The organism is Kineococcus rubinsiae (assembly GCF_011839805.1).
Taxonomy (GTDB): Bacteria; Actinomycetota; Actinomycetes; order Actinomycetales; family Kineococcaceae; genus Kineococcus; species Kineococcus rubinsiae.
Genome location: NZ_VWPY01000006.1, coordinates 115626 through 129614 on the forward strand (window position 1 = coordinate 115626; position 13989 = coordinate 129614).

Consider the following 13989-nt stretch of genomic DNA (forward strand, 5'->3'; position numbering starts at 1 on the left):
CCGACCTGCGCACCGCCGCGCGGGCCGGGGCGGTGCGTCACGGTGGGAGGGTGCTGCGCCGACACCCCTCGCACCCGACCCGCGCCCTGGTCGCCACCGTCGTGGCCACCGGCGTCGTGGCCTGCGGGGCCCTGCTCGCCACCGCCCCGCAGTGGGTGGGCCTCGCGGGCTCCCGCCCCTTCGTCTGGACCGTGCCCTTCCGCCTCCCCGTCGCCCTGGGCACCGCGGCGCTCGCGGGCGTCGCCGGGCTCGCGGGGCTGCGGTTCCGGCGCGTGCTGCCCGCGGCCCTGGTCCTCGCGGTGGCCGCCGGGACGTCCCTGGCGGTCACGCTCGGGCGCGGCGCGGGGGCGGGGGAGCTGCCGCCGGCCGCGCCCGGCGACGTGACCGTCCTCGCGGCCAACGTCTTCGTCGCCGCGGCCGACCCCGCCGCGGTCGCCGCGCTGGCCCTGCGCGACAACGCCGACGCGGTCTCCCTGCCCGAGTCGACGCAGGCCTACGCCGACGACGTCGCGGCGCGGATCGAGGCCGGCGGGGGAGCGCGCATGCAGGTGTTCTTCGCCGCCGACCGCGGTGACGGGCGGGGCACCTACGGCACGGCGCTGCTGGTCAGCGAGGCGCTGGGGACCTACCGCCCCACCGGCGAGCTCGCCAACGGGTTCAAGGCCGTCGTGACGGCCGCCCCCGTCTCCGGGCGGGGCCCCGTCCTCGCCGCCGCCCACACCGCGGCCCCCGTGACGGCCCTGCTGCCGCAGTGGCGCCGCGAGACGGCCGCCGTGGCCGCCTGGTGCGCGGCGACGCCGGGCGCGCTGCTCGCGGGCGACCTCAACGCCACCCTCGACCACCCGGGGCTGCGGCTGAGCGGCTCCTGCGTGGACGCCGGGCGGGAGACGGGCACGGGCGCGCGCGGCACCTGGCCCGCGCGCGTGCCCGCCGCGCTCGGCGCCACCATCGACCACGCGCTGGCCGACGGGGACGCCTGGCGGGCGGTCGGCTCCCGCGTCGAGGCCCTGCGCGGCAGCGACCACCGGGCCCTCGTGACCCGGTGGCGACCCGTCGGCTGAGGCCCTCCGCGACCACGCGGACGGCAGGAGTCGACACTGCGTCGATGAGTGGTCGACAGTGCGTCGACACCCCGTTGGTCCGATCGGTGCACGCGGCCCGGCGCAGTTGCTGGAACGCTCACGCAACGGCCCCGCGCACCCCTAGTCTCTCCGTGATCAGCGCTCGTTCCCCTGTGCGAGAGAGCGATCACTGCGTCGCCGTCGGTCCCCCCGCCGGCGGCGACGCGCACCCCCCGACCGCCGGCCGCGGCTCCCGGAGCCCGGGCGACGACGGCCCGGGTGGAGATCCGCCGGACAGGCCCTAGGGTTCCTCCTGCCGCGTGCGAGACCGCCGACGGCCCGGCAACCGCCGCCCGCGGCGGCACGAGGAGGACTGATGTCGACCGTCTACGACCGGAAGCCGGTCACCCCGCCCGAGCGCAGCATCGGGCAGCTCGTGTCCGACGCGACGAAGGACATCTCGGAGCTGGTCCGCTACGAGGTCGCGCTGGCCAAGGCCGAGATCACCGCCGACGTGAAGAACGGCGCCCTCGGCGGCGGCCTGTTCGCCGTCGCCGGCGTGTTCGGCTTCGTCGCCTTCATCTTCCTCGGCGTCACCGTGGCCTACGCGCTGCACGAGGGCGCCGGCTGGCCCGTCTGGCTGTCGTTCCTGGTCGTCGCCGTCGCGATGCTCCTCGTCGCGGGCGCGCTCGCCGTCGTCGGCCTGGGCGCCATCAAGAAGGTCCGCCCGCCGGAGCGCACCATCCGCACCACCAAGGAGACCGTCGCCGTGCTGAAGGCCAGCGCGACGGGCAAGCCGAGCACCGTCTCCCCCGCGCTGACCAAGCGCTGAGGACGACGAGCGGCTGACGAGGACGCCGGGGCGTGCCGGGGAGCACCACCGACGTCTCGGCCGTCCTCGTCGAGGGCCCGTGGCGGCACCGGCTGGTCGCCGCCCACGGGGCCCGCTTCCACGTGGCCGAGCTGGGCTCCGGCCCGCTCGTGCTGCTGCTGCACGCCTTCCCGCAGTTCTGGTGGGCGTGGCGCCACCAGCTCGTCGCCCTCGCCGAGGCGGGGTACCGGGCCGTCGCGATGGACCTGCGCGGCTACGGCGCGAGCGACAAGCCGCCCCGCGGCTACGACACCCCCACGTCCGCGGCCGACGTCGCGGCCCTGGTCCGGGCCCTCGGTGAGCGCGACGCCGTCGTCGTCGGGCACGGCATCTCCGGCCGCACCGCCTGGGCGCTGCCGTCGCTGCACCCCGGGCAGGTCCGCGGCATCGTCGTCGTCGGGGCCGCCCACCCGCTGCTGAGCGTGCAGGTCCTCGCCGACCGCGCCCGCCGAGGGACGGGCCCCCTGCGGGCCAGCGCCGCGGCCCTCGTCCGCCAGGTCCCCGTCCTGCCCGAGCGCCGGCTCGTGCACGGCGACGGCGTCGAGCAGGTCCTGCGGGCCGGGGCCGGCCCCGGGTGGCCGGGGAGCGAGGAGCTGCACCGCTACCGCGAGGCCGTCCGCGTCCCCTTCGTCGCCCACTCCGCGCTGGAGTACCACCGCTGGATCGCCCGCTCGCCCCTGCGCGGGGACGGCCGTCGCTTCGCGGCCAGCGTGCGGGGCCCCGTCGACGTGCCGGTGCTGCAGGTGCGCGGCGCGCTGGACCCCACCGTCGGCCCGCGGGCGCTGGCGGCCGCGGAGGAGTACGCCGCCGGGCCGCACCGCGCCGTCGAGGTCCCCGGGGCCGGGCACTACGTGCCCGAGGAGGCCCCCGAGCGGTTCAGCTCCGTGCTGCTGTCGTGGCTGGCGCGGAGCTGACCGCCGGGGTCCTCCCCGTGGTGATCTGACCGGTGCTCAGCCGGTGGTGAGCGGTCCGTACGTAAGGACCGGCTCGGCCATCTCCAGGTCCGCGGTGGCCTGGATGAGCTCGATGAGCTCGGGGTCCAGCCCCGGCGCGAACTCCTCGTAACGCTCCTCGGCGATCGTCATCGGCGCGCCCTCGGGGGCCTGCTCGGTGCCGTCGAGGTCGGTGCCGTCCTTCGACGGCGAGGCGCCGCGGTAGATCTTCGCGGCCTCGGACAACCCGGTCAGGTCGAAGCTGTACTGCTTGGACTGCCAGCCCAGGTCGACCATGGCCTTGACCTCGGGGAACTTCTCCGCGTTGGTCTTCGGGATCGGCAGGAGCTTCTTCCAGTCCACCCCGAGGGTCTCCAGCGCCTTGGCGTACCCGTTCTCGTGCGCCTGGTCGCGCACGATGAGGTAGCTGACGGTGGAGCGCAGCGTCTTGTTCGAGGACATCTCGTAGATGCGGCACTTCTGCAGCCGGCCCGTGGACTCGAGCATGAGGTTGTAGAGCAGGTCGAGCACGAGGTTGCCGGAGTTGTAGACGTAGCTGCCGCTCCACGGGTTGCCGGCGGAGTCCACCGGCAGCGCGCCCTGGGCGCCCACGAGGTAGTGGTGGATGTTCCCCTCGGTCAGCGCGGACGCCAGCGGGGTGGCCCCCTTCGCGCCGGGGGTGTCCAGGGTGTCGCTGTCCTTGCCCTGGTAGCGCGGCGACCCGTCGAGCAGGCGGGCGATGGTGGTGCCGATCAGCTCGACGTGGCTGATCTCCTCCGTGCCGATGCCCTGCAGGAGGTCCTTGTACGGCTTCGCGGCGGGCCCACGGAAGTTCATGGCCTGGAACAGGTACTGCATCATCGTGCGCATCTCGCCGAACTGGCCGCCGAGGCCCTCCTGCAGGGCGTTGGCCGCCGCGGGGTCCGGCTCGTCCTCGGCGATCTCGTGGATGAGCTTCTGCACGTGGAGGTACAAGGGTTCTCCTCAGACGTCGAGCGTCGACCCCCCAGCGGTGGGCCGTGGTTCGACCCTGGCCCTGCCGTCGTCGGCCCGCGACTCAGAGCACCTGATCGCGTGCCCGGCGTAGCGGACCCCGGGCCGTCACTCGGCCGCGCAGGCCCCCGTGCTCACGGCGGCCGTGCTGTCGCCCGCGGCCGTCAGGACGTCGTCCAGCTCGCCGGGCGTCAGCGCGTAGCCCGTCACGGGGTCGTCCAGGGAGCGCGCGAACACGACGCCGGCGACGGCACCGTCCTCCGTCAGCAGCGGACCGCCGGAGTTGCCGGGCTCCACGGTCGTGTAGACGGAGTAGACGTCGCGGACGACGGTCGCCTGGTCGTAGATGTCGCGGCCCTGCGCCTGCAGCACCGAGCGCACCCGCGCGGTGGCCAGCGTGTACGGCCCGTCCAGGGGGAAGCCCGCGACGACCGCGGCGTCGCCGCCGTCCAGCTGCTCCGCCCGGGGCAGCGCGTCGGCGTCGAGGCCCGGCACGTCGAGCACCGCCAGGTCGAGCGCCGGGTCGTAGGCGACGACGGTCGCGGGGTAGCGCCGCCCGGTGCCCTGCGGCTGCACCGAGGGCGACTGGACGCCCGCGACGACGTGCGCGTTGGTGACGACCCGGGCCGCCCCGCCGCGGCGCGCGGCGACGAAGCCGCTGCCCTCCAGGCCGCGGTCGCAGCTGCTGGCCACGCCCGTGACCTTGACGATCCCCGGCTGCGCGGCGCGCAGCCCGGCCGTGTCGGGCACCGTCGAGGCCGGGGCGCGGACGGGGAGGATGGGCTCGGGGTCGACGCCGTCGAAGACGCGGGGGAAGCCGCTGGCCTCCGCGGCCGCCCAGAAGCGGCTCAGCACGCCGCCGGTCTGCGCCGGGACGACCCGGTCGAGGGTGCTGACGACCGTGGAGCCGGTCACGGCCGAGGCGATGCTCGCCACCGGCGCGGCGCGGGCCGCCCCCGCGACGACCCAGACCACGAGCAGGGTCGAGAGCAGGCCCGCGACGGCCCCGAGCAGCGCGTCGGCCGCGCGCGCCGGCCGCCACGCCACCCGGCGGCGCACCCACAGGCCGACCACGCCCAGCAGCAGTCGGCCCAGCAGGGCCAGGGCGATGGTGCCGACGACCACGACGAGGGTGCGCTCCAGGCCCGCCGACCAGCCGGCGACGACCCCGGGCAGCACCGCGATCCCGAGGAGCGCGCCGCCGACGAGCCCCACCAGGCTGAGCAGCCCGACGACGAGGCCCTCCCGGTAGCCCGCGACGAGCTGGGCCAGCAGGAGCAGGACGAGCAGGGCGTCCAGCACCAGGGACGCGCTCACGTGCGCGCCGCCCACGCCAGGGCGTCGTCGAGGCTGACCGTCCGGCCGACGGGGCCGCCGTGCTCGTCGAGCCCACCCAGCGCCAGGACGCGCACGAGCACCTCGGCCGTGAAGCCCCACACCAGCAGCCCGCGGACCGCGAAGGCGGGCCCGCTGTAGCCGCCCGGGGCCCGCACGCGGCGGCGACTGGCGTCGGCCAGCAGCTCGGCGAGGGGAACCCGCTCGACCCGCGCCACCTCCGCGGGGTCGACGACGCCGACCGCGGAGGGCTCGCGCCACCACGCGACGACGGGCGTCACCGCGTGCCGGGAGTGGGCGAGCAGGAGCTCCGGCAGGGTCCCGAGCACGTCGACGCCCGCGGGGTCGAGGCCCGTCTCCTCGGCCGCCTCGCGCAGCGCCGTCGCCGCGGGGGAGGCGTCGCCGGGGTCGCCGCGGCCGCCGGGGAAGGCCACCTGCCCGGAGTGCTGGCGCAGCGTGCCCGCGCGCTCGGTGAGCAGGACCTCGGGCCCGGCGGGGCCGTCGGCGAACAGGACGAGGACGGCGGCGGGGCGCGCGGTCGCCGTCGGCGCCAGCCGGTCCTCGCGCCAGCCGAGGTCGGCCGTCGTGACGTCGGGCAGGGCCGCGGCGAGCGGCCGCAGCCACCCGGGCAGCGGCGCGGGGGAACCCGTCACGACGGGACCGGGGCGGGTTCGCGCACGAGCGCCGCCGCCCGCTCCGGGTCGGTCTCGCCGGTGCCGTACGAGGGGCACAGCCGGCTGACCGGGCACGCCCCGCAGGCCGGGCGGCGGCTGTGGCACATGCGCCGGCCGTGGAAGATCAGCCGGTGGTTCAGCAGCCGCCAGTCCTCGCGGGGGAACAGCTCCGCCAGGTCCTGCTCCACCTTCACCGGGTCGTCGTGGGTGCTGAAGCCGAGGCGCCGGGAGAGCCGGCCGACGTGGGTGTCGACCGTCAGCCCGGGCACGCCGAAGGCGTCGGTCAGCACCACGTTGGCGGTCTTGCGCCCGACGCCGGGCAGCGCCACGAGGTCGGGCAGCCGCGGCGGGACCTCGCCGCCGTGCTCCTCGACGAGGCGGGCCGCGAGGCGCACCAGCGCTTCGGCCTTCGTCCGGAAGAACCCCGTCGGCTGGACCAGCGCCTCCAGCTCGGCGCGGTCGGCGCCCGCGAGGTCGGCCGCCGTGGGGTAGCGGGCGAAGAGCGCGGGCGTGACCTGGTTGACGCGCCGGTCCGTGCACTGCGCCGAGAGGACCGTGGCGACGAGCAGCTGCAGGGGGGTCGTGAAGTCCAGCTCGCAGCGGGCGTCGGGGTAGCGCTCGCCCAGCAGCCGGTGCACGCGGCGCGCCCGGCGGGTCCGCGCGAGCGGGGTCTCCGCGGCGGCGTCGACGACGGGGCGGGCTGTCACGGCGCCGAGCCTACGGGGAGGCGCGGACAGCGACGCCGGGCGCGCAGACCTCCTGCGGGCGTTGGGGTGACGTCGCTGCCCCGGGAGGGTGACGCGGGACGTCTGCAGGTCAAGGGCGCCCCGGCGGGCGACGACACGCTGGGCATGGAGGCGATCGAGGGACCCGTGGCCCGGACCGGCGGCACGGGGGTGGTGGTGCACGAGCCGGCGGGTGCCCGGGGCGACCGGGAGCTGCCCTCGCCCGTCCTCCTCGAGCTCCACGAGCTGCCGCTGCCGGCGCTGCGCCGCCGCCACGACCTGCTGGAGGCGGAGCTGCGCCGCGTCCGGTACTGGCAGCGGCTGCTGCGCGCCCGCCGCGACCTCGTGGTCGCCGGCACCGTGGCGCCGGACGAGCTGGCCGTCCCGCTGGAGGCCGCCGCCCAGGACGGCCCCCTCGAGCGGCACCTCGGCGCGGTCGCCGGCGACGAGGCCGCCCCCTCGGCACCGGGGCACGTCCTGCGCACGCTCGTGCTGCCCGGGGCGGCGTCCGCCGACGGGCCCTCCCGCCTGGCCGAGCTGCAGGACGCCACCGCCCGCCTCGCGGCCTACGCCGCCGCGGTCGCGGACGAGCACGCCTTCGCGGTGCAGGTCCTGGCCGAGCGGCGGGGCCTCCTGGCCGGTGCCCGCGGCTGAGCACCGGGCCGCTTCGACTGGACACGACCACCGGGCTACCGGATCATCCGTGCGGCACACTGGAGCCCGGCGACCGGGACCGGGCCGCTCGAGCAGCGTGGCGGCGTACGAGGAGGTTCGACGGGTGGAGCACGGGCAGATCGACGGCACGGGAGTGCCGGCGGGGTTCGACCCCGATCGTCTGGGCGACGTCGTCCGGCGCGCCCCGCTCTTCGCGGCCCTCGACGACGAGGCCTCCGCGGAGCTGCTGGAGTCGATGGAACCCGTGCACCTCGAGCGCGGCGAGCAGCTGTTCGGCGAGGGCGAGGCGGGCGACCGCGTCTACGTCATCCGCACCGGCAAGATCAAGCTCGTCCGCAGCTGGCCCGACGGCCGGGAGAACCTCCTCGCCGTCCTGGGCCCGGGCGAGATGTTCGGCGAGCTGTCCCTGTTCGACCCGGGCCCCCGCACCAGCTCGGCGCGCGCGGTGTCCGAGTCCGAGCTCATCGCCCTCGGCCACGAGGACATGATGCGGTGGCTGACGCGCCGTCCCGAGGTCGCCCGGCACCTGCTGCGCGCGCTCGCGCAGCGCCTGCGCCGCACCAACGTCGCGCTCGCCGACCTGGTCTTCACCGACGTCCCCGGCCGCGTGGCCAAGGCGCTGCTGGACCTCTCGCGCCGCTTCGGCCGCCCCATCGCCGACGGTCTCCTCGTGGCGCACGACCTGACGCAGGAGGAGCTCGCCCAGCTGGTCGGGGCCTCGCGCGAGACGGTGAACAAGGCGCTCGCGGACTTCGCCTCGCGCGGCTGGCTGCGCCTGGAGGCGCGCGCGGTCGTGCTGCACGACATCGACCGGCTCACCCGCCGGGCCCGCTGAGGCCCTCCCGGCCGTCGGCGCCGGGGCGTCAGCCCGGCAGGTCCACGCCGAGGTGGAGCAGCTGGGCCCGCACGGACCGCTCGGCCGCAGGCACGAGGCGCTCGTCGAGTCCCGGGTGCACCGCGGCGACGACCTGCGCGAGCGTGCCCGCCCCGGCCGCCGCGGCAGCGCGCACCTGCCCGAGCCGGTCCCGCCGGTGCTCCAGCTGGGTGCGCAGCGCCGCGCGCGCGTCCGTCCGCGCCGGGCCGTGACCGGGCAGCAGCACGGCGGGCTCGGGCAGCGCCAGCAGGCGCTCCAGGGAGGCGAGGTAGGCGCCCACGTCCCCGTCGGGGTGGCCGACGACCGTGCTGCCCCGGCCCAGCAGGGTGTCTCCGGTCAGCACGGCGCGGTCGCCGGGCACCTGGACGCACAGGGAGTCGGCCGTGTGGCCGGGCGTGCGCAGGACCCGCAGGGCGAGGTCGTCGACGTCGAGGTCCTGACCGTCGAGGGCCGCGGGGAACCGCAGCACCGCCGGCCCGCCCGCCGCGGCCCGGAAGGCGTCGAGGCCGCCCGCGTGGTCGGCGTGGTGGTGGGTCACGAGCACCAGGGCGCAGACGAGCCCGCGGCCCGCGAGCTCCGCCAGGACGGCGCCGTGGTGGACGGGGTCGAGCTCACCCGGGTCCACCACGACGGCGGAGCGGGCCCCCGGCTCGGCGAGCACCCACGTGTTGGTGCCCTCCAGCGTCAGGGGGCCGGGGTTGGGCGCGAGCACGCACGTCGCCCGCGCCGTGACCGCGCCGCCCGTCCAGCCGCTGCCGTCCACGTCGCTCAGCCGACCCGGAGGACGACCTCGACCTCGACGGGGGAGTCCATCGGCAGCACGGTCACGCCGACGGCGCTGCGGGCGTGCCGGCCGGCGTCGCCGAACAGCTCCCCCAGCAGCTCGCTGGCCCCGTTGACCACCGCGGGCTGACCCGTGAACGAGGGGTCGCTGGCCACGAACCCCGTGACCTTCACGACGCCGAGCAGGTGGTCCGGCCCGCCCGCGGCCTCCGCGGCGGCGGCCACGGCGTTCAGCGCGGACTGCCGGGCCAGGCGGGCGGCCTCGGCCGGGTCCACCAGACCGGGCCCGGTGCCGACCTTGCCCGTCGCGGGCAGCGCGCCGTCGACGAACGGCAGCTGGCCCGAGGTGTGGACGACGTCGCCGGAGCGCACCGCGGGCACGTAGGCCGCCAGCGGCGCCGGGACCGCGGGCAGCGTGATCCCCAGCTCGGCGAGGCGGGCCGTCAGGCTCACGGCTTGGGGCGCTTGAGGTAGGCGACGAGGCCGTTGCCGTCGGGGCCCGTGATGACCTGCACGAGCTCCCAGCCGTCGGAGCCCCACTGGTCGAGGATCTGCTTCGTCGCGTGCACGATCAGCGGCACCGTTGCGTACTCCCACGTCGTCATGGCGGCCACCGTAGTGGCCGCCGCGGCGAGGTCGTGCGGCGACGGTGCCGCGGCTCAGACGGCCTGCGTGAGCTCCGCGACGGGCGGGCCCTCGACCACGACCGGGCACTCGTCGGTGACGCTGCCGGGAAGGGTCGCGAGGTGGTTGTCGCGCGCCGTCTCCAGCAGCCGGCGCCAGGACTGCACGTTCGGCCGCCGCTTGAGCAGGGCCCGGCGCTCGCGCTCGGTCATCCCGCCCCAGACGCCGAACTCGATGCGGCTGTCGAGCGCGTCCGCGAGGCACTCGGTGCGCACGACGCACCCGCCGCAGATCGCCTTCGCGCGGTTCTGCGCAGATCCCTGCACGAACAGCTCGTCAGCGGAGCTCGACTTGCACGCGCCCCGGCTCGCCCACTCCAACGTCCAGACCATCGACGGCCCCTCCCGTCAACGCCGTCCTGGACCGCCGCGGTGTTCCGCGGCCGGTTCCCCCCAGGCTCGGCGCATCCTGTGAACTTCCTCGAACGCCCGTGAAGGGCGCCCCTTGCAGCGTAAAGTCGGGTCTGCGGAACACCTAGAGCCTGTTGTGAGGACTCTGGATAGTCATTGGTGACTACTCCGCCACCCGAACGCTCAGCTCCTCGTCACGGGGCGTGTCCTCCGGTCGCGGTCCGGTCACGATCCTGCGGAGGGACCGCGCAGGCCTGGGTCCTGCGACACCGACCGGCCCGCAGCGTTGACTACCCTGACCCCATGGCTCAACGCTCGGTGCACCGCCCTGTCGTCCGGCTGCTCGGCGCCTTCGTCGCCGTCAGCGCCGCGGGCGGCGTGCTCGCCGCCGGGCTGACCATGCCGGGGGTGGCCGCCTCCGGCGCCGCCACGCGCAGCGGGGTCGAGGTCTTCAACGAGCTCCCGTCCGACCTCGGCGACGACTCGCTGTCCGAGGCGACGACGATCAAGTACTCCGACGGCACCGTCATGGCGCGGGTGTACGACCAGAACCGCTCGGTCGTCTCGATCGACGAGATCTCGCCCGTGATGAAGCAGGCGATCGTCGCGATCGAGGACTCGCGCTTCTACGAGCACGGCCCCGTCGACGTGCGCGGCATCGGCCGCGCGCTGGTGAACAACGCCAGCGGCGGCGACGGCACCCAGGGCGCCTCGACGCTGACCCAGCAGTACGTCAAGAACGTCCTCGTCGAGCAGGCCGTCGAGCAGGGCGACAGCGAGGCCGCCAAGCAGGCCGTGACCGCCGACGGGATCGACGGCTACGCCCGCAAGCTGCGCGAGATGAAGCTCGCGGTCGGGGTCGAGAAGACGATGTCGAAGGACGACATCCTCGCCGGCTACCTGAACATCGCGTACTTCTACAACAACGTGTACGGCATCGAGGCCGCCTCGCAGCTGTACTTCTCCAAGAGCGCGAAGGACCTCACGCTGCCCGAGGGGGCGATGCTCGCGGGCCTCGTCCAGAACCCCGCGGCGTTCAACCCGCTGAAGAAGCCGGACGCGGCCATCGCGCGCCGCAACATCGTGCTCAACCGGATGCGCGAGCTGAACGTGATCGACCAGCCGACGCTGGACGCCGCGCTCGCCACCCCGCTGGGCCTCGTGCCGCAGCTGAGCCGGCAGGGCTGCCTGTCCGCCGGGTCGGCCGCGTACTTCTGCGACTACGTCACGCGGGTCGTGGAGACCGACGCGACGTTCGGCAAGACGCTGGAGGACCGGCAGAAGCTGCTCAAGCGCGGTGGTCTCACGATCACGACGACGCTGGACCGCAACGTCCAGCAGATCGCGCAGGACGCCGTGAACGCCGGCGTGAACCCGGGCCAGCCGGTGCGCAGTGCGGAGTCGGTGGTGCAGCCCGGGACGGGCAACATCCTGGCGATGGCGCAGGACACCACCTTCTCGCCGGACGACGACCAGCCCGGCGTGACGACGCAGAACTACAACGTCAGCAGGGACATGAACGGGACGGGCGGGCTCCAGCAGGGGTCGACGTTCAAGGCGTTCACGCTCGCGACGTGGCTCAAGGCCGGGAAGTCCCTGGACTCCACGGTCGCCGCGCCCAGCAGCGGCAACGACCCGTTCAGCGCCTTCACGGCGTGCGGGCAGAAGCTCCGCGGTTCGAAGCCGTACATCTACTTCAACGCCGAGAGCAGCAGCAGCGGCAGCATGAGCGTGCGCTCGGCCACGGCCAACTCCGTCAACACGGCCTACGTGTCGATGGAGAAGCAGCTCGACATCTGCGACATCGCGGCCACCGCGCAGTCCCTGGGCGTCTTCAAGGCGGCCCCGACGAAGAACTTCCTCACGGGTGAGGTCAACCGCGACCTCGACCAGAACCCCTCGATGACGCTCGGCACCAACCTGGTGACGCCGCTGTCGATCGCGGGCGCCTACGCGGCCTTCGCCGCGGAGGGCAACTTCTGCACGCCGACGGCGATCCTCGAGGCCCTGGACGGCGACGGGAAGCCCATCGCCATCCCGCCCGCGAACTGCCACCAGGCGCTCGACGTCAACGTGGCGCGCAACGTCACGACCGCCCTGCAGGGTGGCTGGAACAACGGCACCGCGGCCGGCGTGAAGCGCACCGGCAAGCTCGGCAGCCGTCCCGTCGCGAGCAAGACGGGGACGACCAACAAGAGCTCCGACACGTGGTTCGCGGCCTACACGCCGCAGCTGGCCTCCGCGGTCTGGGTCGGGCACGCGGACGGCGTCTCGACGCTGAACCGCCAGCGCATCAACGGCCGCCGGACGGGCACCGTCTTCGGCGCGACGATCGCCGGGCCGATCTGGGCGAACACCGTCGGAGCGGCGTCGAACGTCCTCAACCTGCCGGTCGTGGGCTTCACCCCCGGGTCCTCCGCCGGGCTGACGACCACGACGGTCGACGGGCGCATCAAGGTGCCGAGCGTCGTGGGCCGCAGCGTCAGCTCCGCGAAGGCGGCGCTGGAGGCGGCCGGGTTCAGCGTGAAGGTGGCGTCGGGCCGGGTGTCCTCGAAGAGCGTGGCCGCGGGGCTCATCGCCTCGCAGAGCGCCCGGGCCGCGGCCGCCGGGTCGACGATCACCATCACCCGCAGCTCCGGCGCACCGGCGGTCGCGCCGCCGCCCAGCTCCGAGGCCCCGCCGAGCCAGGCGCCGCCGGCGGAGCCCGCGCCGAGCCAGGCCCCGCCGCCCGCCCCCGCCCCCGAGGGGGGCGACGCGAACGCGTCGCCCGCGCCGGCGACCCAGTGACCGGCGGGGGCCAGGTCCCGGCCGGACCGGCCTCCCCGCGGCGCCTCGCCGACGACCTGCTGCTGGTCCTGCTGTCGCCCCAGACCGGGCGACCGGTCGTGGACGGGCAGCGGCTGGCTCCCGGCCTCGCGGGGGCCGTGCTGCTGGAGCTCGCCCTGGCCGGGCGCATCGAGGTGCGCCACGAAGGCCGCTGGCGCGGTGACCGCCTGACCGTGCTCGACGGCCCTGCGCTCGGCGACCCCCTGCTGGACGACGCCGTGGAGGTCCTGCGGGGGCGGCCGGGCGTCCTGGCGCGCTCCGCGGTCCAGCGCCTCGCCCGCGCGTCGGTGGTCCGGACCGTGAAGCAGCGGCTCGTCGACGCGGGTGACGCGGCCCTGACGCCCGGCGGCTTCCTCCGCTTCTCGCGCCACGATCCGCGGGCCGAGGCGCACGACCCCCTCGTCGCGCAGCTGCGCGCCGCGCTGCGGGCCGGGGACGTGGCCTCGCTGCCGCAGCGCTCCGTCGCGCTGATCTCGCTCCTGCACGGCCTGCGGGTCGTGGGCAAGGCCGTGCCGGACACGGGTCTGCCGGGCCGGGAGCTGCGCGCCCGCGCGAAGGAGCTGTCGGAGGGGGAGTGGGCCGGGGCCGCGGTCCTGGCGGCCGTCCGTGCCGCTCAGGCGGCCTCCTCGGCGGCCGTCGCCGCCGCAGCGGCCGGCGGGGCCGCCGCGAGCTGACGCAGCCCGCGGCGACCCGCGCTGTGCGGGCTCAGGCCTGCAGGCGGGCCCGCACGGCCGCGGAGAGCCGCTTGCCGTCGGCGCGGCCGGCCACCTTGGGCTTGAGGTAGTTCATGACCCCGCCCATGGCGCCCATGCCGGTGAGGCCCTCCCCGGTGGCGACGAGCACGGCGTCCTCGACGAGCGCGGTGAGCTCCTCCTCCGTCAGCGGCGTCGGCAGGTAGCGCTCGATGACGCCGAGCTCGGCGTTCTCGCGGGCGGCGGACTCGGCGCGGCCGGCGCCGCCGAAGGCCTCGGCCGCCTCGCGGCGCTTCTTGGCCTCGCGCTGCAGGACGGTGAGGACCTCCTCGTCGGAGAGGGTGCGGGCGGTCTTCCCGGCGACCTCCTCGGACTTCACGGCCGTGAGCACCATGCGGATCGTCGCCGAGGTCAGCTCGTCCCGGCCCTTGATGGCGGTCGTCAGGTCGCTCTGCAGGGAGTCCTTCAAGGTCGTGTCGCTCATGGGGTCGATCTTCCCACCGGTGTCGACCGG

General features: G+C 75.7%; 16 protein-coding genes. 7 read left to right on the forward strand and 9 right to left on the reverse strand.

The genetic code is table 11. The annotated features are described in order from the left end of the window. The first annotated feature begins 50 nt into the window (after positions 1–50). The 3 genes from F1544_RS05805 to F1544_RS05815 all read left to right on the forward strand — a co-directional run bounded on the left by F1544_RS05805 (position 51) and on the right by F1544_RS05815 (position 2846). Complete coding sequence (locus F1544_RS05805; protein ID WP_208971349.1) at positions 51–1061, forward strand: endonuclease/exonuclease/phosphatase family protein; 1011 nt, start codon at positions 51–53, stop codon at positions 1059–1061. A 376-nt stretch (positions 1062–1437) separates the two neighbouring features. Continuing rightward, positions 1438–1893 carry a phage holin family protein gene (locus F1544_RS05810; RefSeq protein ID WP_167583184.1) on the forward strand — a complete coding sequence of 152 codons (456 nt, stop codon included), beginning with the start codon at positions 1438–1440 and terminating at the stop codon, positions 1891–1893. A 32-nt stretch (positions 1894–1925) separates the two neighbouring features. Beyond that, a complete protein-coding gene (locus tag F1544_RS05815) occupies positions 1926–2846 on the forward strand; it encodes an alpha/beta fold hydrolase (protein ID WP_167583186.1) in 921 nt (306 codons plus the stop codon). A 36-nt stretch (positions 2847–2882) separates the two neighbouring features. Here F1544_RS05815 and F1544_RS05820 read toward each other — a convergent pair whose 3' ends face one another. From F1544_RS05820 to nth, 4 genes are all read right to left on the reverse strand, one after another. Then, complete coding sequence (locus F1544_RS05820) at positions 2883–3839, reverse strand: manganese catalase family protein (RefSeq protein ID WP_167583188.1); 957 nt, start codon at positions 3837–3839, stop codon at positions 2883–2885. A gap of 126 nt (positions 3840–3965) precedes the next feature. After that, on the reverse strand, positions 3966–5174 hold the full coding sequence (locus tag F1544_RS05825) for a MarP family serine protease (protein ID WP_167583191.1): 1209 nt from the start codon (positions 5172–5174) through the stop codon (positions 3966–3968). Further along, entirely contained in the window at positions 5171–5845 is a 675-nt protein-coding gene (locus F1544_RS05830; RefSeq protein WP_308469894.1) for an NUDIX hydrolase, read from the reverse strand. The genes F1544_RS05825 and F1544_RS05830 overlap by 4 nt, the downstream gene beginning before the upstream one ends. Then, entirely contained in the window at positions 5842–6573 is a 732-nt protein-coding gene (gene nth, locus F1544_RS05835) for an endonuclease III (RefSeq protein ID WP_308469895.1), read from the reverse strand. The genes F1544_RS05830 and nth overlap by 4 nt, the downstream gene beginning before the upstream one ends. 66 nt (positions 6574–6639) lie before the next feature. Between nth and F1544_RS05840 the strand changes: the two genes are divergently transcribed. Further along, complete coding sequence (locus F1544_RS05840) at positions 6640–7245, forward strand: hypothetical protein (RefSeq protein WP_167582995.1); 606 nt, start codon at positions 6640–6642, stop codon at positions 7243–7245. A gap of 181 nt (positions 7246–7426) precedes the next feature. Next, on the forward strand, positions 7427–8101 hold the full coding sequence (locus tag F1544_RS05845; RefSeq protein WP_167583274.1) for a Crp/Fnr family transcriptional regulator: 675 nt from the start codon (positions 7427–7429) through the stop codon (positions 8099–8101). Between the two features lie 28 nt (positions 8102–8129). Here F1544_RS05845 and F1544_RS05850 read toward each other — a convergent pair whose 3' ends face one another. The 4 genes from F1544_RS05850 to F1544_RS05865 are packed head-to-tail and all read right to left on the reverse strand — an operon-like array spanning position 8130 to position 9939. Beyond that, positions 8130–8903: an MBL fold metallo-hydrolase gene (locus tag F1544_RS05850; protein WP_308469896.1), complete on the reverse strand. Its 774-nt coding sequence runs from the start codon at positions 8901–8903 to the stop codon at positions 8130–8132. A 5-nt stretch (positions 8904–8908) separates the two neighbouring features. Next, positions 8909–9376, reverse strand: coding sequence for a RidA family protein (locus F1544_RS05855; RefSeq protein ID WP_167583193.1), 468 nt, complete (start codon positions 9374–9376; stop codon positions 8909–8911). Further along, the gene (sp36, locus tag F1544_RS05860; RefSeq protein ID WP_167583195.1) at positions 9373–9528 is read right to left on the reverse strand and encodes a Sp36 family protein; all 156 of its coding nucleotides are present in this window, start codon (positions 9526–9528) and stop codon (positions 9373–9375) included. Before sp36 ends, F1544_RS05855 begins: the two co-directional genes overlap by 4 nt. A 54-nt stretch (positions 9529–9582) precedes the next feature. After that, entirely contained in the window at positions 9583–9939 is a 357-nt protein-coding gene (locus F1544_RS05865) for a WhiB family transcriptional regulator (protein ID WP_280114576.1), read from the reverse strand. Positions 9940–10260: 321 nt separating this feature from the next. Here F1544_RS05865 and F1544_RS05870 point away from each other — a divergent pair, with 321 nt between their 5' ends. After that, entirely contained in the window at positions 10261–12744 is a 2484-nt protein-coding gene (locus tag F1544_RS05870) for a penicillin-binding protein (RefSeq protein WP_167583197.1), read from the forward strand. Then, entirely contained in the window at positions 12741–13457 is a 717-nt protein-coding gene (locus F1544_RS05875; protein ID WP_167583199.1) for a GOLPH3/VPS74 family protein, read from the forward strand. Before F1544_RS05870 ends, F1544_RS05875 begins: the two co-directional genes overlap by 4 nt. A 31-nt stretch (positions 13458–13488) precedes the next feature. Here the strand turns inward: F1544_RS05875 and F1544_RS05880 are convergent, their stop codons facing one another. After that, on the reverse strand, positions 13489–13959 hold the full coding sequence (locus F1544_RS05880; RefSeq protein ID WP_167583201.1) for a GatB/YqeY domain-containing protein: 471 nt from the start codon (positions 13957–13959) through the stop codon (positions 13489–13491). Positions 13960–13989 lie beyond the last annotated feature (30 nt).

Bases quoted from the DNA above. Each gene is read 5' to 3' on its own strand.
- F1544_RS05810 (WP_167583184.1), top strand. From the start codon at position 1,438: ATGTCGACCGTCTACGACCGGAAGCCGGTCACCCCGCCCGAGCGCAGC.
- sp36 (WP_167583195.1), bottom strand. From the start codon at position 9,528: ATGACGACGTGGGAGTACGCAACGGTGCCGCTGATCGTGCACGCGACG.
- F1544_RS05865 (WP_280114576.1), bottom strand. From the start codon at position 9,939: ATGGTCTGGACGTTGGAGTGGGCGAGCCGGGGCGCGTGCAAGTCGAGC.
- F1544_RS05870 (WP_167583197.1), top strand. From the start codon at position 10,261: ATGGCTCAACGCTCGGTGCACCGCCCTGTCGTCCGGCTGCTCGGCGCC.
- F1544_RS05880 (WP_167583201.1), bottom strand. From the start codon at position 13,959: ATGAGCGACACGACCTTGAAGGACTCCCTGCAGAGCGACCTGACGACC.